This window comes from Actinomyces sp. 432 (genome assembly GCF_009930875.1).
GTDB lineage: Bacteria > Actinomycetota > Actinomycetes > Actinomycetales > Actinomycetaceae > Actinomyces.
In genome coordinates this window covers 563859-585102 of sequence record NZ_CP025249.1, presented here as the reverse complement: position 1 = coordinate 585102, position 21244 = coordinate 563859, and the positions used below count along the sequence as shown (strand labels likewise).

Here is a 21244-nt window from a genome sequence, read left to right as displayed (position 1 = left end):
CCCACTGTGCGGGGTGGTTTGGGTCCGGTGTCGTACCCCAGCCAGCATCCCCCCGTGCCGTGGTGCTGGCCGGGTGGGGTGCTGGGTGTCGTGGTTCCTCTATGCTCGTGTCCCGCCACACCCCCGCACCCGGCCCGCCCCGTTGTCTCGGGGGGGGTTGGGGGTGCCTGGTTGCGGCGTGTGTTGTGCCCGGCGTGGTGGGCTTGGCTGGTCGTGGACCGTACAGCGGACGCCCCCCGGGCATGGGGGTGGGTTGAGTGCGTGCGTGCGTGCTTGTGCTGCCTGCCCTGCACGTGGCCTGCTTGTGTGGGGTTGGTTTTTTGTGTTGTGTTCGGCTGTTGTTAGTACCAGTCAGCTCGCAGCAGGTTCACCCGCTTGGTGGGGCTGCCTGCTTCCACGCCTGGCCTATCGACCCAGTAGTCTACTGGGAGCCTTCCGCGCCCCCCGGGCGGGGGCGCGCGGAGACCTTATCTTGGAGACGGTTTCCCGCTTAGATGCCTTCAGCGGTTACCCGGCCCGAACGTAGCCAACCAGCCGTGCCCCTGGCGGGACAACTGGCGCACCAGAGGTTCGTCCGTCCCGGTCCTCTCGTACTAGGGACAGGCCTCCTCAAGTCTCCTGCGCGCGCAGAGGATAGGGACCGAACTGTCTCACGACGTTCTAAACCCAGCTCGCGTACCGCTTTAATGGGCGAACAGCCCAACCCTTGGGACCTGCTCCAGCCCCAGGATGCGACGAGCCGACATCGAGGTGCCAAACCATGCCGTCGATATGGACTCTTGGGCAGGATCAGCCTGTTATCCCCGGGGTACCTTTTATCCGTTGAGCGACGACCCACCCACACGGGATCGCCGGATCACTAGCTCCCACTTTCGTGCCTGCTCGACCCGTCGGTCTCGCAGTCAGGCCCTCTTGTGCGCTTGCACTCGACACCTGGTTGCCGACCAGGCTGAGAGAACCTTTGAGCGCCTCCGTTACTCTTTAGGAGGCAACCGCCCCAGTTAAACTACCCACCAGGCACTGTCCCTGGCCCGGATCACGGGCCGAGGTTCAGGCGCACGCCACAGCCAGAGTGGTATCCCAACAGCGACTCCGCCAGCACTAGCGTGCCGGCCTCACAGTCTCCCACCTATCCTGCACAAGCCATGGCGGGCGCCAATACCAAGCTATAGTAAAGGTCCCGGGGTCTTTCCGTCCTTCTGCGCGTAACGAGCATCTTTACTCGTAATGCAATTTCGCCGAGCTCGTGGTTGAGACAGTGGAGGAGTCGTTACGCCATTCGTGCAGGTCGGAACTTACCCGACAAGGAATTTCGCTACCTTAGGATGGTTATAGTTACCACCGCCGTTTACTGGGGCTTGGGCTCACCGCTTCACACCACGAGGACGTGGCGCTGACGGATCCCCTTAACCTTCCAGCACCGGGCAGGCGTCAGTCCGTATACATCGCCTTACGGCTTCGCACGGACCTGTGTTTTTAGTAAACAGTCGCTCCTCCCTGGTCACTGCGACCCTCACCCCTAGCCCGCAACGGGGCTTCAGGGCCCGGGCCCCCCTTCTCCCGAAGTTACGGGGGCATTTTGCCGAGTTCCTTAACCACGATTAACTCGCCCGCCTGGGCATACTCTGCCCGACCACCTGTGTCGGTTATTGGGTACGGGCGGCGGACCACCTCGCGCCGAGGCTTTTCTAGGCACCACAGGATCACCCCACTATCCCCCACCCCAACAGGCAGGGTCACCATCACGCCTCACCCAGCCCCACCCCCACAACAGGGAGGCAGGGCGCGGCGCCCGGATTTACCTGGGCGCCGGGCCACACGCTTGAACGGGACAAGCCATAAGCCCCGCCGGGCTACCCTAGTGCGTCACCCCTGTTAACACGCTTGCCTACCAGCACGGAGGACCCCCAGACCCCAAACCACCCCCCACACCCGCCCCGGCCGGCCGGCCCCGAAGGACCAGCCACCCGGCAGCAGGAAAAAAAGGGGGGCGCAAGGGCGTGGGTTAGCACCCGCGCGTCAGCACTGGCGGTGGACCGCCGGTACGGGAATATCAACCCGTCATCCATCGACTACGCCTGTCGGCCTCGCCTTAGGCCCCGACTCACCCAGGGAGGACGAACCTGCCCCTGGAACCCTTGGTCATACGGCGCCGGGGAATCCCACCCCGGTCTCGCTACTCATGCCTGCATTCTCACTCCCACGCCGTCCACCCGAACGGTCACCCCCGGGCTTCACCCGGCGCAGGACGCTCCCCTACCGCCCAGGCACCACGCAACAGCGGCACCCGGGCCCGCGGCTTCGGCGGTACGCTTGAGCCCCGCTACATTGTCGGCGCACGACCACTCGACCAGTGAGCTATTACGCACTCTTTCAAGGATGGCTGCTTCTGAGCCAACCTCCTGGCTGTCACCGCGACCGCACATCCTTTCCCACTTAGCGTACACTTAGGGGCCTTAGCCGGCGATCTGGGCTGTTTCCCCCTCGACCACGAAGCTTATCCCCCGCAGTCTCACTGCCGCGCTGACCCCGAAAACGGCATTCGGAGTTTGACTGGCATCAGTAACCCAGTAAGGCCCCTCAGCCAACCAGTGCTCTACCTCCGCACGGGAACACGCGACGCTGCACCTAAATGCATTTCGGGGAGAACCAGCTATCACGGAGTCTGATTGGCCTTTCACCCCTACCCACAGCTCATCCCCCCCGTTTTCAACCGAGGTGGGTTCGGTCCTCCACACGCTCTTACACGTGCCTCAACCTGGCCATGGGTAGATCACCCCGCTTCGGGTCCAGAACGCGCCACTAAACGCCCAACCTAGGACTCGCCCTCGCTACGGCTCCCCACAACGGGTTAACCTCGCGACACGCCCTGACTCGCAGGCTCATTCTTCAAAAGGCACGCCACCACCCGCCCCACACGCCCAAAAGAGCGGCGGGACAGGCCCTGACGGCTTGCAGGCGCCCGGTTTCAGGTACTATTTCACTCCCCTCCCGGGGTACTTTTCACCATTCCCTCACGGTACTGATCCGCTATCGGTCACCAGGAAGTATTTAGGCAGCCAGGTGGTCCTGGCAGACTCACGCAGGACTCCACGGACCCCACGCTACAAAAAGGGGAAAAACACGCCCCACGCGCCACCAGCAGGTTCAGCCTACGGGGCTATCACCCTCTACGGCCCCCTTCCCAGAGGATCCGGCTACCCACCAGCAAAGCACGCGGGCCCACGGCAGCAGGCCCCAGGCACGCCCCACAACCCCGCAGCCGCAACCCCTGCCGGGTAGTCACACGACCACGGTTTAGCCTCATCCGCCTTCGCTCGCCACTACTAACGGAATATCTTCTCCTACGGGTACTGAGATGTTTCACTTCCCCGCGTAACCCCCCGCCCCCTATGAATTCAGGAACGAGTGACACGGCACAACCCGTGCCGGGTACCCCCATTCGGAAACCCTCGGATCACAGCCCGCAAGCCGGCTCCCCGAGGCATATCGCAGGCCGCCACGTCCTTCATCGGCCCCTGGTGCCAAGGCATCCACCGAACGCCCATAAAAACAACACAAAACCACCCGCGCACCCCCGCCAGCACCAGACGGCGCCACCAGGACCGCGCGCGAGCCACAGCAAAACACAGCAACCACAAAAGCAAGACAAAACAAAACAAGCAAACACTCGAAACACTCGCGTCCGCTATACAGTTCACAACCAGCCAGCCCACAGCCCCACCACCACCAGCCAAGCCGGCACCAGCAGGACCCAGGCACAACCAGGGCGCGCAGCCCCGGAGCCCGACAGCATGCCACCCCCCAGCCACCCCCCACCCCCCAGCACAGGGAGAGCAAGAAGCAGCCAAGGAGCCCCACCCCCAGCCCGCCGCCGCCACCAGGCCCCACCAGGCACCAGCCCAGCAAGACCCCAAGCACGACAACGACGAGCCACAGGAAGGATGCTTGCCTGCCCGGCCGGCGCCAAGAAGACTCCCTAGAAAGGAGGTGATCCAGCCGCACCTTCCGGTACGGCTACCTTGTTACGACTTCGTCCCAATCACCAGCCCCGCCTTCGACCGCTCCCCACAGGGCCACGGGCTTCGGGCGTCACCGGCTTTCATGACGTGACGGGCGGTGTGTACAAGGCCCGAGAACGTATTCACCGCGGCGTTGCTGATCCGCGATTACTAGCGACTCCAACTTCACGGTGCCGAGTTGCAGGCACCGATCCGAACTGAGACCGGCTTTAAGGGATTCGCCCCGCCTCGCGGCATCGCAACCCACTGTACCGGCCATTGTAGCATGCGTGAAGCCCAAGACATAAGGGGCATGATGATTTGACGTCATCCCCACCCTCCTCCGAGTTCACCCCGGCAGTCTCCCGCGAGTCCCCACCCGAAGTGCTGGCAACACGAGACAGGGGTTGCGCTCGTTGCGGGACTTAACCCAACATCTCACGACACGAGCTGACGACAACCATGCACCACCTGCAGGCCGGCCCCAGCCACAACAAGCAGCAGGGGAACCACCGTCTCCGGCAGCAACCAGCCCATGTCAAGCCTTGGTAAGGTTCTTCGCGTTGCATCGAATTAATCCGCATGCTCCGCCGCTTGTGCGGGCCCCCGTCAATTCCTTTGAGTTTTAGCCTTGCGGCCGTACTCCCCAGGCGGGGCACTTAACGCGTTAGCTACGGCGCGGACGCCCCGGAAAAGGACCCCCACACCCAGTGCCCAACGTTTACGGCGTGGACTACCAGGGTATCTAATCCTGTTCGCTCCCCACGCTTTCGCTCCTCAGCGTCAGCAACAGCCCAGAGACCCGCCTTCGCCACCGGTGTTCCTCCTGATATCTGCGCATTCCACCGCTACACCAGGAGTTCCAGCCTCCCCTACTGCGCTCAAGCCAGCCCGTACCCACCGCAAGCCCCCAGTTAAGCCAGGGAATTTCACGGCAGACGCGACCAGCCGCCTACAAGCCCTTTACGCCCAGTAATTCCGGACAACGCTCGCGCCCTACGTATTACCGCGGCTGCTGGCACGTAGTTAGCCGGCGCTTCCTAACCCGGCTACCGTCAGCCCACCCACAAAGGAGCAGGCCTTCACCACCGGAAAAAGAGGTTCACAACCCGAAGGCCTCCATCCCTCACGCGGCGTCGCTGCATCAGGCTTCCGCCCATTGTGCAATATTCCCCACTGCTGCCTCCCGCAGGAGTCTGGGCCGTATCTCAGTCCCAGTGTGGCCGTCCACCCTCTCAGGCCGGCTACCCGTCAAAGCCTTGGTAAGCCATCACCCCACCAACAAGCTGATAGGCCGCGAGCCCATCCCCCACCAGAACAACCAAACGATTGAACCTATACCAACCCACCCATGCAGGCAGGCCAGACCACCCCGTATTAGCCGCCCTTTCAAGCAGTTATCCAGGAGAAGAGGGCAGGTCACTCACGTGTTACTCACCCGTTCGCCACTAACCAACCCCAGCAAAAACCAGAACCAGCCCGTTCGACTTGCATGTGTTAAGCACGCCGCCAGCGTTCGTCCTGAGCCAGGATCAAACTCTCCAAACAAAACAAAAACCAAACAAAGAAACCAACAAAAAACACCAACCAAACAAACAAACACGACACACTATCGAGATCCCAAACAACACACCCAGAAGAGATTCACCGGCTGCAAGGCCAGGCCCTCTCTCAAGGCACCGGAGTAGCTTATCCAGACCCGCGTTCCTCCGTCAAGCCCGAGATCAGTGATCCCCGTCTCGCCAGAGTCTCATGCCGACGCTTCTAAGGCGCCAACCGAGCCTGGTAACTGCTCCTAACCGCTGCTCACACCTTCCGGCGTTCGCCGCGGCGGGGAGTACTTTACGCACACCCCGACGGATCACGTCAAACCGTGCGGCAGTGACGTCCAGCACCCTGGAGCGATACTGCCCGGCCTCCCCAACTCGCCAGTACACCGCGGACACGCAGATCGGCTCGCTCCAGGGGTAGTTTCAGCCCATGGCTCCCAGCCGCAAGCCCGACAGCAAGCGCTACACCGTGGACTACGACTGGTTGTGGCGGCGGGAAGATCCGACCGCAAGGGCGACACTCAGGTTGGTCGTCTCCCACCGCTCACCCCGCCTTGCCGCCCGCGCGGTGGAACGGCTACTTGCACGGCTTCCGGCCGGCTCCGGCGGTACTCGCGGCTCCGGCGGGTGGGTGGTACTCCCTGTACCCGACGATCCATGCGCTTTGGACATCGTCTCCGGTGGGCAGGACGTCGCCGATGGCATCCAGTCCGGAGCGGATGCGATCTACGACGCCTTGATCCCGCTCGAGAACCTCAGCCTGTCCTGGCATGAACTCACCCCGGACACCGTTCCCGGCCGTTCCACCAGCTAGGCACCAACGAGCACCTCGCCGGAAGCTCCCAACCGCACCCGATACGGCCGACGGGCGATCAGGCGCGAATTTCACTAATGCGTGCCTTGCCAGACGTGGGGCGCCCCGACTAGCCTCGGCCGTCCCGGCAACGAGGTGTTCAAACTCGACCAGTGCACGCGCATTGACCAGCCGGGCACGTCCAGGAGTTCCAGTGGAAACCCGCACAGTCCTGGAGATCGTTGGATGGGCCGGATCGGGCCTCGTCATCGTCTCCCTGGTGGTAGCCAATCAGCGAACCTTCCGGAGGCTGAACCTAGCCGGCTCCCTCATCGCCACGGCTTACAACCTCGTCCTCGGCGTCTGGCCCGCGGTCGGTATGAATGCAACGATCGCCCTCATCGATTTGTACTGGCTGATCCGCCTGCGTCGCAGCGTCTCCCCCTTACCGGAGTCGGGCGAAGTACCGGGTCTCGTCAGGTTTGGGGGTGCGGGGTCGGTTCGCCGGGTCGCGGGTAGGCGCCTGCGCCTACGGAGGGGCCGGCGGTGAGGGGACCGCTGGCCGCGATTCTGCTGTGTGGCTGTGTGCTGCGGTGGCCTGCTACGCCACTTCGGGGTTAACAACGCCGGTTAACGGCCTGCTGAAGGGCTGCAAGGCATACAGCAGGCAGGCAACTAGCGTTGCTGACGCCGAAGTGGCGTTGCAAAAGGCCCGGCGCACTACCAGCGGAGAGGGGCACGCTAACCGCCCGCACATCAGCCCCACAGGCTCGGGCCCGCCATACCGACAGCGACCACGACGGCAATCACGACGGCGAGGCTCGTGGGGGTCGGCAGCAGGCCTCACCACCGAGCGCCCGCCCCGCCAACCAGTAACCGCCGAGCCCCGCACTCAGCACCGGCTGCAACCGACTGCATGAGATGCGGCGGCGTCCCACCCGAATCCCGGGTGGGACGCCGCCGCATCACAGGGTGGAGCTAGGGGGATTCGAACCCCCGACCTTCTCATTGCGAACGAGACGCGCTACCAACTGCGCCATAGCCCCGGAGTAGGACTGATCGTAGCACCGTAACCGTGGCCGCCCGCAAATCGCACAGCAGTGACACGCAACACCGGCGCCTGAGCCAGCGGGCCAGCGGGCTCAGGCACCTGCGCGGCGTCGTTCGAGCACCGCCTCCAGATCGATGGGGTGGAATACCGGCTCGTCAGCACCCGCATCGATGTCGGCGGTGGGGTAGGTACGCACATTGCGAGGACGTTCCGGAACCGGGGCGGAATCGAATGCCGGCTCCGCCGGGGGCTCGTAGCTGCGGCGCGGAGCCGGCGCCGCCAGAGTGTAAGTAGGCGCCGGGACGCTAACCGGATGCCAGCCCTGAGGCGGAGTCGCCGGGGCCTTAACATCACCAGCCCCAGCATGACCGGCGCGGCCGCTCACCTTGGGCGCGGAAGCCGGGCCGCGCGGCGCAGGCGGCGCAACCGCGAGTGCGGGAGCCGCATCATCCCGCTCGTCTCCCGCCTCGAGCTCCTGGTCGGCCGCGTCAGCCTCAGCGGCTGGCAGAGGCGCCTCATCCACCGCGCCGCCCCCTGAGCCGGCCGTATCTACCGCATCAGCCGCATCCGCCTGGGCCGCCGGATCAGCCGCCCCCTGCTCCGCGAGCCCGGCATCCAGCTCACCGGACAGCGGCGCATCGGCGCCGGCAGCCGACGCATGCCGGTCCTCACCCTGCTCAGCCGTCTCGGCCTCTGCACGGGGCCTCACCGCCGTCCCGGACTCCGCCGGCTCATCCGCAACCAGGCGGCGCCCGGCGGCACCGCCGGTCAGCGTGGTCAGCTCACGCTCGAGCGCAACAATCCGCCGACGCTCACGCAGATCGGATACGGCGGAGGCACGAGCCGCCCGGCGCCCCGCAACCGCTGACACACCCAGCAGGCCGGCGGGAGCGAGCACGGGCCACCAAGGCATCGCGGTCACCCCGGCGACCACGAGGACGCCGACGGTGACGCCCAGCAGGATGAGCGCGACCGTGGCGCGGTGCGAGGCGGCCACCCGGCGCCGCTCGCGGCTGCGCTCATGCGCAGCACGCACGCGTTGCAGCTCACGCTCCTTGCGCAGCGCGCGCACATTCCTGACCTCGGGCCGATTCATCGCCCTCACCTCCGGTCGGCGTCGAAAAATCGTGGTGTGCCCACCGCAGCAGCCACCCTCCGCGGCGGCTGCGCTTCCCGTTGCGAGAAGCCGCAGCCCAGAGGAGTAGCGGTCCTCGGCATTGGCCATCCCCATCGCCTCGCGGCGCCCTACCAGGAACGGCAGCAGGTACACGGCGAGAACCGTTACGAGCACGACCAGCGCCCACGTCTCGATTCCCACGGCTCAACCGTAAAGGGGCGGGCACCCGGATTTAGGGCACTTACCCGGCGTGTTGGCAGGAATTGCGCCCGCGTTTTAGCCGCAAATTCTTTGCGGTGTGAGCTAGGCCCACCCGTCACGCCTCAGTTTTCACATTCGTCCCAATCGACTCACAAATCCCGCTTCGGCTACGCGGTCCTCGGCGACGACGGCGAATACAACATGATCCTCCCAGGCGCCATTGATGTACATCAGCCCCCGCTGCACCCCCTCCTCCCGCAGCCCGAGCCGCCTGCACACAGCCAGGCTGCGGGCGTTGTCCGGCCTGACGTCGATCTCCACGCGATGCAGCCCCACCTGCGGCCCGAGCAAATGGTCCAGCACCATCGCCACCGCAAGCGTCATCACGCCGCGCCCCTCCCACGGCGCCCCGATCCAGTAGCCGACATTCGCGCACTCCAGCGCGCCCCACCGGATCGATGAGACTGACACCTGCCCCGCCAACGCGCCATCGACCTCCAGCACGAAGGGCATCGCCTCGCCTCTGCGCGCCAGCCGATTCTGGGTACGCGCGTACTCCCGAAAGGACCCCAGCACGTCGGGGCTGCCTGGCGGCAGCGTCGCCTCCCAGGGCGTCAGGCGGGCGTCGTCGGCCAGGCGCAGCCGCTGCCACTGCGCCTCATCGCCGACCCGCACGGGGCGCAGACTCACCGTGCTCGGCCCGCGTGCCAGCGAGCGCGCCGTCACCGCGGACTCGGTCAAGCGCACCGGCCACGGAAAACGACGCCGCCGCCCCCACAAACCGCCGCTGCCTACCCACCCAGCCAGACCACCCAGATCGCCAAGGCCGCCGCGACAACCGTTTGCCACTGCTGCTCCCGCCGCTCAGGCGTCAAGTAGCAGACAGTGCAACGTGTCCCCGGACACCACAGTCTGGGTGTCCTCCGGCACGACGGCGATCGCATTGGCCTTCGCCAGACCCAGCAGTCGACTGGCCCCCGGCTGCGCCGTCGGCCGGGCGGCATATCCACGTGCCGGCGAACCGGTCAGATGCACCGGCACGAACTGCCGTTTACGGGCCGGAGAGTGCCAGCCGGAGGATATCGTCGCCGGCACGGACGCGCGATGGAGATCCTGCCACCCCGCGATCTGCCGCAGCACCGGGCGGATGAAGGTCTCGAAGGCGATCTGCGCGCTTACCGGGTCACCGGGCAGGCAGAAAATCGGGGTGCCCTCAACCGTGCCCACGCCCAGCTGCCGCCCCGGCGACATGGCCACGGCGTCAAAACGCACCGTACCCAAAGGCGCCAGTACATCCTTGACCGTATCCCCTGTCCGACGCTCAACCCGCCGGTGGTGATCAGCACGTCCGCGCGCACGAGCTGGTCCTCGATGGTCTCGGCCAGTGCACCCAGGTCGTCGGGCACCGCCGCCACCCGGAAGGCCTGTCCGCCTGCGTCGGTCACCGCGCAGGCGAGCGCGTGCCCGTTGGCGTCGTATACGTCTCCGGCGTCGCGCGCATGATCGGGCTCGACGAGCTCGTCGCCAATGGACACGATCACCACCCTGGGCGCCGGATGCACCTTGACCCGGTGCCGGCCAATACCGGCCAGCAGCGCGATCTGCCGCGCCGAGACGCGCGATCCCTGCGGCAGGACCGTGGTGCCCGCCTGCACATCCTCAGCACGACGGCGCACGTTGTCCCCGGCTGCCACCGCCGCCTGCACCTGCACCCGCGAGTGGCCACGGTCCGTGTCCATCCACGGCACGACGGCGTCGGCTCCCAGCGGCAGGGGCGCGCCGGAGTCGATCAGAATGGCCGCACCCGCCACCAGGCGCGTGGGGCGCATGTCCCCGGCCCGGACGGCGTCCATCACCTCCAAGGCGGCGGGCGAGTCCGCGGAGGCAGCGGCGACGTCGGCGGCGGCGACCGCATACCCGTCCAGCCCGGCCAGGTCGACTGCCGGAAGATCAATATCGGCAACTACGTCCTCGGCCAAGACGCAACCCACCGCATCCAGGAGAACCACGTCCAGGGGCGCCGCGGCCCGGGCGATCTCCAAGCAGGCGGCCAGGTGCTCGGCAACGGTACGCATGGGGGCTTGTCCTCCTCCGGCCCGAGTCCCGGCTACGGGCCTACCGGACCAGGCTACCCGTCTGCAGCGGGCGCCCCGGTGGTGGACCACCGAATGAAACCCAGCCGGGCCTATGGGGACAACACCCCGGTCTGCGCCTACACTCCCCCGCCCGTAACTGCGACAATGCTGCCATGAGCACTCAGGCACGCGTCCTGCCAGACACCAGTTCCCTGGCGGCCAGCGACGCCAAGGAGCAGCTGCGCCAAGTACTGCGCCGCCACCGGGCCACGCACCACCGTCATCCCGAGCACGGCCACAACTCCACCTGCCAGCAGCTGACCGCGCACATCCTGCAAGCCATCGCCGGCATGAGCACCGTAGCCGCCTACGTGTCGGTGTCGCATGAGCCCTGCACCCGGCTGCTGCTGGAGCAGCTGGAGGGAACAGGCACCGCAGTGCTGCTACCGGTGCTCGGCCCGCAGCTGACCCGCTCCTGGGGCTATTTCCGCGGGGTGGCCGACCTGGCCGAGCGCTCTCCCGGGCGCCCGCCGGAGCCGAGCGGCGAGGTACTGCCCGCCACCGCCATCGCCGACGCCGAGGCCGTGATCGTTCCGGCGCTCGCGGTCGACCGCTCCGGCCGCCGCCTGGGACAGGGGGGCGGCTGGTATGACCGAGTGCTGCCTCTGAGACGCAGGGGAACACCGATCTTCGCCGTGGTCCACGACGACGAGCTGGTAACCCAGCCGCTGCCCGGCCAGCCGCACGACGCCCCCGTAGACGCGGTCATCACACCCGACGAGTGGTTCCTGCTGGAGGGATCCGCATTCGCCGGCGGGGCCGCCGATCACCACCGAGACTGACCGCCATGCCGACGGCGGCGCAATCACATCCGCTTCCTACGCCAGTGGTCTTCCGCCTGCCGGCACCACCCGGCAGTCCTGCCCGCCATCCACAACCGCGGTAGGCGACACCCCGCGAGTCCCGCGTTCACAGGGCGGCTGCGCGCACAGCTCACGGATGCCACCGTGTGCATATGCCTCAGCTCCGCCGTCAGCGCCCCCGCACCCACCAGGCCGAACGCAGTCAGAAGCCGGCGCGCCGCCGCCCGCCGCGTCCCTCGCTACTGCTGTGGCGCCACCGCCACCTGGTCGTAGCCATCTGCCTGGGTGCCGCCGTGATCGCCGCGCTGGGGGTGCTGCGGCCCGCGCCGGCAGGGCAGCAGGAGGTTCTCGTCGCCGCGCGACACGTCAGCGCCGGCACGATTCTCACGGAAGCGGACATTGAGGTGCGCGCGGTGGAACAGTCGGCGCTGCCCGGGAGCGGCCTGGTCGGGCCGGAGATCGTGGGCACACGCGCCGCGATCGCCCTGGAGGAGGGGACGATTCTGACCACCTCCATGACCAGCGCCTCCCTGGCCGCCGACCTGGCGCCGTCAGAGCGCCTGGTCCAAGTGCCGGTCGACGTCGGCGCACAACTGGCCGAACCGGGGGCCAGGGTCGACGTAGTGGCGCAACGGGGCGCCACAGCGCCGGACGGGACTGCGGCCGGTGACCCGACCGCAGTCATCTGCTCGGGCGCACGGGTGGTGCTGACCCAGGTGGAGGGAGACAACAGTCAATGGAGCACCCGGACGAAGGTCACACTCGTTACCCTTGCTGTTCCCGCTGTGGACGCTAGTCTAATCGTCGGCGCGGCCACGAATGGTGCGCTCGGCATCGTGCTGAGCCCATGACACCGCCGCCCCTACGCCACGCGGTTGCGGCCCGTCTCCCGAGCGCTGCGCCGTTTCCGCTTCATGACCTCCGCGGGTGGCAGTTCCACACCCTCGCTCGACAACGAAAGGTTCCCCATGCTCAAGGGATTCAAGGAGTTCATCGCCCAGGGCAATGTCCTCGAACTGGCCGTCGCCGTCATCATCGGTGGTGCCTTCGCCCCGATCGTGCAGGCCATCACCGATGTCATCATGGGCATCGTCGGCGCCCTGGTGAAGCAGCCGAACTTCGACTCCGTGCTGCAGTTCTCCATCAACGGCTCCGACCCGATCCAGCCGGGCATCATCATCACCGCCATCGTCAACTTCCTGCTCGTAGCCGCCGCGGTCTACTTCTGCGTAGTGGCGCCGATGAACCGGCTCACCGCACGCCTGAAGAAGGAGGCGGAGGACAAGCCCGCCGAGCCGACCGACGTCGAGGTGCTCACGGAGATCCGCGACCTGCTCCAGCAGCGCCAGTCCTGAGCCGTGCTCGCTGCTGCTCGCACTGGGCCGGCAGCGACAGCCCTATCTGCACTGAAGTGGTGCCCGCCAATGCGGCGGGCACCACTTTTCTTCTGCTGACCGGCTCCTCTCCGCACCCGCGGCGCCGACTCCAGCTGCATCAGGCCCGAGTTATCGGCGCGAACGTGGTGCTTAAGATCGGGGTTTTGGCTGGTGTGGTGCGGGAAAGTCGGGGTGATTATGGTTTGGGAGGTTAATCCGGGGCGGTGCTTGACATTCGCGGGTAGATGTGCGTGCCGTGAGAACACGGTCCCCACGAGCAAGGCTCTGCCCGATCTGCCAGACCCCGATGAAGAAGTCCGGCCGCACCGCCGCAGGCACCAGGCGGTGGAAGTGCACCGCCTGCCGGTCCTCAACCACCGCGCCGCGCCCGCTCTCGCCGGGTGGGGCCGAGCAGGCGGTGCTGGGCGAGTTCATCGACTGGGCGACCGGCAGCCGGTCCCAGGCCGACGCCGCCGGCGGTAGCGACAGGGCGTTTGGCCGCCGGACGGCCTGGTGCTGGGACGTCCCCGTCCCCAAGCCGCCGGCTACCGGCCAGGTGCACTCCCAGGTCTTCATCGACGGGATGTGGCTGGCCCACAAATGGGTGCTCCTGGTAGCCCGCAGTCCCACACACGTGATCGCCTGGCAGTGGGCCGCGTCCGAGAGCGCTGCGGCCTACCAGGCGCTGCTAGCCGACCTGGCCCCGCCCGACCTGGCAACCACCGACGGGGCCGGCGGCGCCCTAAAGGCCATCGCCGCCACCTGGCCGGGCACCCCCATCCAGCGGTGCCTGATCCACGTACACCGCGACACCGTCCGAGACCTGACACTGCGCCCCAAGACCACCCCCGGCAAGGCCCTACTACGCCACTCCCGCAAGCTGCTGAGCATCTCCACCACCGAGCAGGCCACCGGGTGGCTGGTAGCCCTGAGCGACCACACCACCCTGTACCGGTGCTGACTGAACCAGCGCACCACCGCCGAGCAGGGCCCCGAAACCGCCGCCCGCACCGGCCCCAGGCGGTGGTACAACACCCATCCCCAGAGGAAGACCTCGGGACCCGCGAAGGCTGGGCCGGACGAACCAGCTAGAACACCGCGACACGCACCAACCGCACACACACTCGCGCCGACAACCCCGCAACTGCCACCACGCCACTAGATCCACCCCGGGACGGCGCCGGGACAAAGCCGGGACGAAGCACGGCACACGCATCCGGCGCCCGGACCGCTTACCCGCCCCGTGTCTTGCACGACCTCGGGCCGCGTTCCACGACCTTGGTGTACGTTGCACGACCACCCCGGGGTCGTGGAGGACGCACCAAGGTCGTGCAGTATCACCCAGGGTCGTGCAGTGTCGTGCAGTGTCATGCAAAGCCGCCCAGTCCCCGACGCCGGAGGCCACCACTACCGCCAGTACGCACCCCGCAGGATGGGGCACCACCCCCACCCCCGAAGAAGGCCTCAGGACCCCCAAAGGCCGGGCCGGACCAACCAGCTAGAACACACGACACGCCCGAACCACACACACATTCGCGCCGATAACCCTCAGGCCCATGACCGGCTGTTCCGGTTGGGGTACCTGGCGGCACGAACCGGAAGGGAAGGCGTTGCGGGCGCCGCGTCAACCGGTACGCAGGCTCAGCCCCAGTGCGGCGGCACCTCCCGCAGTAGGCGGGCATCGTTGGCATGATCGGATGATTCCCGTCCTAGCACACCGCCATCGCGGGCACGGGCGCCACTGAGCGCGTCAACGCCGCGGCGGCGCTCTGCCTCCGCCTGCGCCTGCGGCAACTCGCCCTGGGCAACCCGGGCGGCGTCCTGGGGTGACAGCGCCACGACGCGTCGCCTCCGGCGCGACCCTGAGGAATCGCTCACCGGGTCCGCCGAACCGCGTTGGCCAGCACCGCGTCAATCCCGGAACCACGCCGACTCAGGGCCAGCGCCTGGCGAAGCTCCTCAGTCTCCTCGGCCGCGGTACGCTCCACGCCGTCGGAGCGGATCCAGGCAACCAGCTCGTCGAGCTGATCGTCGGAATAGGCCTGCAACGGCAGCCCCTGGGCGATCGGCGGACGATCGCCCCGCCGGGGCGGCTCCGGTGAGTCGCCGCGTGGGGCCGCATCAGCCGCGGTCCCCGGATCGGTAGAAGCCGACTCCACCAGCGGATCGTCCTCCCCCGGGCGCTCGGGCAGCGGTGGCGCGCCCCTGACCGGTTCGGTGCGGGAGGCCAGCACCGCCAGCACCTGCGCCTCGATCTTCTTCGCCTCCGTCTCAACATCGACGAATACACCTGCCGAGTACGCCGTGTGCACGTGCCAGCCGCGCTGCTGCAAGCGTTCGATCCAGTGCCGGTCCCGCCGCCGCAGGCTCGGCTGCGCCACGTAGTCGACGTCGTCGGTGAGCACCGCGACGAGTAGCTCCCCCGGCAGATCCGGGTGACCGATCGCCAAGGGAATGCGCACGCCGCCCTCAATGCCGTAGCGGGGCACAACCACCAGGCCCTTACGCCACAGGTGCTCGGCCAGTTCCACGAGCAGGCGCTCCGGGGCGACCTCCTCCTGCTGCGGATACTGCCTGCCGGAGTCGGCGGCGTGCACCAGCACCTCGCGCAGCAGGCGGGCACCGGGCGCGTGCAGACGCCCGGCGTCGATGTCATCCGGACCCAGGCAGGACACAATCTGAGTGCCCCCGCGGGAGGCGCACAGGGCCTCAACCAGCCCCACCATGCCGCCGATATCACTGACCGCACCAAAGCTGTGAATGGTGCGGCCGTGCGGAGTCTTCGCGTAGCCGACAGAGACGATTATCTGATCGCGGCGCAGGGAGCGCGCCTCCCCCAAGTCGACGACGACGAATGGCTCGGACACACCGGTCTCGAAGTAGTCGGCCAGGGCGGGCGAGCCAACAACGGCGGCGGCCGTCGCGCGGCGGATCTCCTCCGCGTGGCGCGCGTTCAGGGCGATCACACCGAGCGACTGCTCGGGACGAGTCAGCGCGTGATCAATAACCAGGTCCACCACCCGGCTGACCTCGGCCGGCACCGACTCCACGGCGGTACGGCCCGGTGCCGGCATGCCACGCCCCTCAACCAGCTCCAGCGACAGACGCGAGCGCCCGGGCGGCGCCGGAATTGCCTCCACGACGTCGTCATAGCCGTTCGCGGCAAGGAACGCGGCGATCTCCGCGTCCAAGGTGTTGCGGCCCGTGGGCAGCGTAACCTGCGGCAGGTGCGGGCCCAGTTCGGCTGCCAGCCCAGAAGCAGCGCGCCTGGGGTCGCCGACCACAAGCACCTGCTCCGCGCGCACGAAGGCGGGAATCACCTGGGAGACCGGCACATTCGTGGATGCGTCCAGAATGGCCAGGTCCACCACTGCGTCGGCAGCGAATACCTGCGGCACCAGCGTGGGCGGAATGATCCACACCGGCTTGGCAACCATGGCGATGGGGTGCGAGGCGATGACATCGCGCAGCGACATCCCCTCCTCCAGGGACAGCGCCCGGTACAGGCTGCGGGCGGCGTCCTTGTCGGCGTCGACCGCCTCCCGCACGCGGCGTGCGCAGGCCTGGGCCACCGGGCCGGCCAAGGAGTCCGCCTGAGCGGCATCCAACTCCCGCAAGGACACGGCCAGGTCATTGAGGGCATCCGCGTCCAGTCCGCCCAGGTCGGGGTCCTCACGCATGACTTGCGCCAGGAGGGATGACCACCAGCAGTAGGCGAGCTCATCGTCGATCTGCTCCGGCTCCACCTGCCGGGACGCCAAGTCATCCAGCAGCGGGATGAGTCCCAGGTCATCCAGGGCGGTCGTGACCCGATTGATGTCCGGCAGCTTGTGGACCGTGACGTCGTCGGCCGCCAGGACGCGGGAGCGCTCCTCCAGGTCCACCAGCGGCAGGTCCATCAGGGAGTTGTCCGCACCGATCACGGGCTGCAGTGCGGAAACCGCCTCGCGTGCACGGGCAGCCACGCGCTGCATCTCATCCAGGCCCTGCGGCAGGTGGGGCCAGCCCCCGTCCGGGTCGTAGCGGCGCCACACCTCCCGGCGCTGCTGCACTTTGACCAGCTCCCCGTGCAGGTCGGCGACCTCCCGGCCGGGACGCACCAGGTCCTTGGCCTGCTTGGTGAACCGGCGCCTGGTGGACCGCCCCATCTCTACGCGGTGCTCCTGGCGCCACTGCTTGGACGCGGTGGCGATGACCATATCGGCGGCGGAGCGCTCGAAGACCTCGGGGAGGAAGACATCGAGGGAGTCGCGCACCCCGTCGAGCATCTCCAGCTGCTCACACCACTGCGCGAGCGTAATCGCCCGGGTGATCCCAGTGGAGTCCGCCGCAGCGGCCACCTGCTCGCGCACCGCGGGCAGGAGCTCGTCAGCGAGCCGAGTAAGCCGTGCCAGCGCGTCGGTAGCGTCGTCGACGTCGTCAACCACCATGCCGTTCCAGGCGGAGTCGGCCAGGGAGCTGGTGAACAGGCCGAGCGCGTGGGCGCGGTGAAGCAGTTCCGCGGCACGCTCGCGGCCGGGGGCATCCAGGCGCTCCAGGCGGCCTGCCACAACGCGGGCACTGGTGCGCGCACGCACCCGCCCGGAGGTGAGCTCGGCAAGTTGTTGAAGCGCGTCGTAGGCTGAGGCCCCCCACGGCTCGCGCGGCGTATGCAGGGCAGTGACGTACCGGGAGAGCTTGTCACGCACGGAGCTCAGCCGACTGCGCATACCGACGATGGCGGTCACGTCCAGATCCGGCACGTTCACACCCATGGCGGCCTTGATGCCCTCGGCGGCGTGGCGCCGCCAAGCGGGATCCTCTGTCAGGTCCAGCACGATGGAGCCCAGGCCGAGCTCGCGCAACGCGTCAGCAACGGCATGCCCGTCAGCGCTAGTGGCGGGCACGTGCAGCACCGTGCGGCCCAGGGCGGCGGCGTCCGCCATCACGGCGGCGAGGGTGGCGGCGACGTCGGATCCAGGAGGGGCGTCCAGTAGTAGTGAGGCACCAGTGCCAACCGCCTCGACGGCGTCGAGCTGGGCGGGATCCAGGTCGCCGACGCCGCGTTCCCGCTCCGGTGCCCGGTCGGAAGGATCCGGCTGGGGCAGGGTGACGTCCAGGGCCGCGCGGGCAGCGGCGTCGCCAGCGACGGCCGCCACGAGTGCGGAGGTGCGCGCCCGGTCAATGGTGGCGTCGAAATCCTCCACCAGCGCCTGCCCTGGGTGTACGAAGGCTCCCACTACCAGGCGCTCGTGGATCTCGAAGCCGGGCAGGTACTCCCGGCCCAGCGCGCCGATGGAGCTCAGGGCGTCGCGCGGAGTGAAGCCGTCATCCGCCAAGGTGGCACGGGCGACGACATTCACGTCCGCCGCACAGCCGTGTCGGCGCAGTGCCCGGGTCAGGACCGGGTTCACCTCGATCGAGCGGTCCAGGGTGAGGGAGGCGTCGGCGCCGGCACTGGACAGGCGCACCGGTCGCAGCAGCACGGGGGCGCGCACCGAACGCACGGCTGCCGGCGGTCCGGCAACGGTCGCGGCGTGGACGGAAGGGTCAGCGGAGCTACCGCCCAAGGAGTCCGGGTCGGCAGGGACGTCCGCATCATCGGCGCCGGATACCGGCTCGGTCCAGCCGGCGACGCCGATGGCCAGGTAAACGGGGGCAACACCGAATCGCCTGGAGAGCTGGTCGGTTCGGCCGACCAGCTCGCGCAGGGACTGGCGGGCGACGCCGAGGGCAACGCGCTCACGCACGAGGCTGCCCAGGTGGGTGGGTCGGCCTGCGTACAGCTGGGCCAGCCCCGAGGGATGCGCGGCCGTCAAGTCAACAATGCCATCGCGCTCGGAGAATGCGTCGAGGCTGGAGGTCCCCCCGAGGTCGGCAAGCTCCTGCCGCCAGGCAGCCAGTGCCTCATCAATGCGTGCCCTGCGGTCGGAGTCCTCCGGCGGGGTGTCATCCGGCTGCTCGGGCGCAACAGTCGTTGGCGGCTCGGGCCGGTCGGCGCCCTCGGAGTCACGTGCCCGCGACCCGGCGTCGCGCCGGTTGCGGCCCAGAGAAAACAGTGAAGGCGTCATATCCCCGCACGATATCCGCCCCGCCGCCCCGGACGGTGCCGACGCACCGGAAGCGCCGTCACTAGCATGCCGGAACATTGGTTGCATTCGAGTGCCCCCGGCGCGATTCGAACGCGCGACACCCGCTTTAGGAGAGCGGTGCTCTATCCCCTGAGCTACGAGGGCCGGCTGAGGACGGCTGCGATCCTACCTGATCGTACGGCGGTGAGTACCGTCGGGGTGCGGCCGGAGGCCTCCGCTCCAGCCGCACCCCTTCCGGCGGCGCTCAGGCCCGCGACCAGGGAATCGTCTGGTTACGGCCGACCCGGACGTCCTCATCCCGGGTACGGGCCGGAACCACCATGACGGGACAGGAGGCGTGCGACAGTACCGCCTGGCTGACCGAACCGAGCAGCAGACCGGAGAAGCCGCCGCGGCCGCGGGACCCGACCACCACCAGGTCGACGGCGGTGGAGAACTCAGACATGAGTTCAGCTGCGTTTCCGTCCAGCGCGTGGCGCCGCACCACCACGTCGGGGTACCCCTCGGTGGCCTCGGCGATGGCCCGGTCCAAGCCGGAGCGCACGTCGGTCAGCACCTGCTCACGGTCCACGGCGGCGGGCAGCCAAGCAAGCGCCCCGGCGCCGGAGGCCATGGGGACGGCCGCAATCGCCGTCAGCTCAGCACCCCAGGCGTCAGCCTCGCGCACCGCCCACTTCAGAGCCTTGCGGGCCGAGTCCGAGCCGTCCACGCCAACTACGATGCGCCTGACCGGGGTGAAGGCGGAACCTTCCGTGTGCCGCGGCACGACCACCGCCGGGCAGTGGCTGTGGGCGGGCAGGGCGGAGGACACGGTCCCAAGCAGCCGGTCGGCGAAGCCGCCGCCCCCGCGGGTACCAACGACGGCGAGGGCTGCATCCGCGGACAAGTCGACCAGCACCCCGGCGGGGTCACCGGTTTCCAGTGAGCTGGTCACGGTCACGCCCCGGTCCTGCGTACGTGCCACCGCCTCGTTGACCACGGCCTCGGCACCGGCACGTACTGCGGAGTCGTCCAGTGCGGCGTACCCCCCGTCAAGGGAGGCCGTAGTAAAGGACGGGAGGGAGTAGGCGCACAGGATGTGAACGCGCCAGCCGTTGCAGGCGGCGCGGTCGACCGCCCAGTCGACCGCCTCCAGGGATTCGGGTGAGCCGTCAACTCCGACGAGGACGACCTTGTCTTCAGCCATGGGTTGTGCCCCTTTCTGCGAGCGCCTGTAACTCGACCACACTCATTTTGCCCCGTGGGCGAGCGTGTTCCAAACCACGTTTTGAAAATAGCATGTGGGGGCGGCCGGCACGGTGACCGGCCGCCCCACAAGGTGGAGCGAGTCAGCTGCTAGCTCAGCCCACGCGCACGTACTGCGGCGAACCGTAGACCGCGCGGTAGGACACGCCGGTCGCCGGCGTCCCCGCGTCAATCATCATGCCGCCACCGGCGTAGATGCCGACGTGGCCGCCGTAGTAGACGATGTCACCCGGCTGCGCCTGCGCGGCGGACACGACCGTGCCGGAGGCGCCCTGCGCGTAAGAAGTGCGGGGCAGGGAGATGCCGACCTGGGAGTAGACGTACTGGACCAGGCCGGAGCAGTCGAATCCGCCGTTAGCCGGGGAGTTGGAGCCCCAGATGTAAGCCATGCCCGTGTACTGCATGGCGATGGAGACTACCGAGGAACCCGAGGGGTTCGCCGCAGCGGGGCTTGCGGTGGTCGTGGCCGCGGCCTCCGCCGTGGTGTCCGTGTCAGCGGCAGCCGCGTTAGCGGTCTCGACTACCGCATCCGCTTCAGCAGTGGCCTCCGGCTCCGGCTCTTCCTCGACCTCAACGACGGGGGCCTCGGCAGTCGGGGCGTCAACGGTCTCGACGTCGTTGGGCACGACGACGGAGGCGGCGACCTGCACGGACTCGTTGGTGGAGACCACGGTGCGCGCCTCAGCGGCGAGCGCCCCCACTCCCTGAGTCTCGAGCGAGCCGGCGGACTGTGCGGCCTCGTTGGTGTTTGCAGCGGAGGCGCCGGAGGCGATCATGCCCAGCGCGAGGCCTGAGGATGCAGCAACGGCGAAGCCGCGACGGGCAACCGGGGCCACAGAGGTCATCGGGGTCAGCGGGCGAGCAGCCTTGCGATGCCGAGCCGAGGTGCTTGTTGTCATGT

General features: G+C 67.9%; 11 protein-coding genes, 2 tRNA genes, 2 rRNA genes and 1 pseudogene. 5 read left to right on the top strand and 11 right to left on the bottom strand.

Going from position 1 to position 21244, the window contains the following annotated elements; genetic code table 11:
• Nucleotides 1-319 precede the first annotated feature (319 nt).
• A 23S ribosomal RNA gene (locus CWT12_RS02385) occupies nt 320-3560 on the bottom strand.
• A gap of 423 nt (nt 3561-3983) precedes the next feature.
• Nucleotides 3984-5549, bottom strand: a 16S ribosomal RNA gene (locus tag CWT12_RS02380).
• The 16S and 23S rRNA genes sit together here, the layout of an rRNA operon.
• A 432-nt stretch (nt 5550-5981) precedes the next feature.
• Between CWT12_RS02380 and CWT12_RS02375 the strand changes: the two genes are divergently transcribed.
• Nucleotides 5982-6365, top strand: a complete 384-nt coding sequence (locus CWT12_RS02375) for a hypothetical protein (RefSeq protein WP_161923560.1) — start codon at nt 5982-5984, stop codon at nt 6363-6365.
• 952 nt (nt 6366-7317) lie between these two features.
• Here the strand turns inward: CWT12_RS02375 and CWT12_RS02365 are convergent.
• The 4 genes and pseudogenes from CWT12_RS02365 to CWT12_RS02350 form a co-directional block, all read right to left on the bottom strand.
• Nucleotides 7318-7390: transfer RNA gene (locus CWT12_RS02365), tRNA-Ala, on the bottom strand.
• A gap of 96 nt (nt 7391-7486) precedes the next feature.
• On the bottom strand, nt 7487-8713 hold the full coding sequence (locus tag CWT12_RS02360; protein WP_161923558.1) for a hypothetical protein: 1227 nt from the start codon (nt 8711-8713) through the stop codon (nt 7487-7489).
• Between the two features lie 129 nt (nt 8714-8842).
• Nucleotides 8843-9460, bottom strand: coding sequence for a GNAT family N-acetyltransferase (locus CWT12_RS02355; RefSeq protein ID WP_237564266.1), 618 nt, complete (start codon nt 9458-9460; stop codon nt 8843-8845).
• 117 nt (nt 9461-9577) lie between these two features.
• Nucleotides 9578-10788, bottom strand: a pseudogene (locus CWT12_RS02350) (molybdopterin molybdotransferase MoeA).
• 173 nt (nt 10789-10961) lie between these two features.
• Here CWT12_RS02350 and CWT12_RS02345 point away from each other — a divergent pair.
• The 4 genes from CWT12_RS02345 (at nt 10962) to CWT12_RS02330 (ending at nt 13988) form a co-directional block, all read left to right on the top strand.
• Nucleotides 10962-11630: a 5-formyltetrahydrofolate cyclo-ligase gene (locus tag CWT12_RS02345; RefSeq protein WP_161923557.1), complete on the top strand. Its 669-nt coding sequence runs from the start codon at nt 10962-10964 to the stop codon at nt 11628-11630.
• A gap of 173 nt (nt 11631-11803) precedes the next feature.
• Entirely contained in the window at nt 11804-12502 is a 699-nt protein-coding gene (locus CWT12_RS02340) for an RcpC/CpaB family pilus assembly protein (RefSeq protein WP_161923556.1), read from the top strand.
• A 117-nt stretch (nt 12503-12619) separates the two neighbouring features.
• Nucleotides 12620-13006: a large conductance mechanosensitive channel protein MscL gene (gene mscL / locus CWT12_RS02335; RefSeq protein WP_161923555.1), complete on the top strand. Its 387-nt coding sequence runs from the start codon at nt 12620-12622 to the stop codon at nt 13004-13006.
• A gap of 268 nt (nt 13007-13274) precedes the next feature.
• Complete coding sequence (locus tag CWT12_RS02330; RefSeq protein WP_442862539.1) at nt 13275-13988, top strand: transposase-like zinc-binding domain-containing protein; 714 nt, start codon at nt 13275-13277, stop codon at nt 13986-13988.
• A gap of 680 nt (nt 13989-14668) precedes the next feature.
• Here CWT12_RS02330 and CWT12_RS02325 read toward each other — a convergent pair.
• The 5 genes from CWT12_RS02325 to CWT12_RS02305 all read right to left on the bottom strand — a co-directional run bounded on the left by CWT12_RS02325 (nt 14669) and on the right by CWT12_RS02305 (nt 21242).
• On the bottom strand, nt 14669-14866 hold the full coding sequence (locus tag CWT12_RS02325; protein WP_161923553.1) for a transcriptional regulator: 198 nt from the start codon (nt 14864-14866) through the stop codon (nt 14669-14671).
• A 35-nt stretch (nt 14867-14901) separates the two neighbouring features.
• Entirely contained in the window at nt 14902-19077 is a 4176-nt protein-coding gene (locus tag CWT12_RS02320; protein WP_161923552.1) for a DNA helicase, read from the bottom strand.
• Nucleotides 19078-19169: 92 nt separating this feature from the next.
• Nucleotides 19170-19242 (bottom strand) — tRNA-Arg (locus CWT12_RS02315).
• 100 nt (nt 19243-19342) lie between these two features.
• A complete protein-coding gene (locus tag CWT12_RS02310; RefSeq protein WP_161923551.1) occupies nt 19343-20284 on the bottom strand; it encodes a universal stress protein in 942 nt (313 codons plus the stop codon).
• A 154-nt stretch (nt 20285-20438) separates the two neighbouring features.
• Nucleotides 20439-21242 carry a C40 family peptidase gene (locus CWT12_RS02305; RefSeq protein ID WP_161923550.1) on the bottom strand — a complete coding sequence of 268 codons (804 nt, stop codon included), beginning with the start codon at nt 21240-21242 and terminating at the stop codon, nt 20439-20441.
• Nucleotides 21243-21244: the final 2 nt, after the last annotated feature.

Coding starts and splice junctions, on each gene's coding strand:
- CWT12_RS02320 (WP_161923552.1), bottom strand. CDS start 19,077: ATGACGCCTTCACTGTTTTCTCTGGGCCGCAACCGGCGCGACGCCGGG.
- CWT12_RS02375 (WP_161923560.1), top strand. CDS start 5,982: ATGGCTCCCAGCCGCAAGCCCGACAGCAAGCGCTACACCGTGGACTAC.
- CWT12_RS02305 (WP_161923550.1), bottom strand. CDS start 21,242: ATGACAACAAGCACCTCGGCTCGGCATCGCAAGGCTGCTCGCCCGCTG.
- CWT12_RS02310 (WP_161923551.1), bottom strand. CDS start 20,284: ATGGCTGAAGACAAGGTCGTCCTCGTCGGAGTTGACGGCTCACCCGAA.
- CWT12_RS02345 (WP_161923557.1), top strand. CDS start 10,962: ATGAGCACTCAGGCACGCGTCCTGCCAGACACCAGTTCCCTGGCGGCC.
- mscL (WP_161923555.1), top strand. CDS start 12,620: ATGCTCAAGGGATTCAAGGAGTTCATCGCCCAGGGCAATGTCCTCGAA.
- CWT12_RS02340 (WP_161923556.1), top strand. CDS start 11,804: ATGCCTCAGCTCCGCCGTCAGCGCCCCCGCACCCACCAGGCCGAACGC.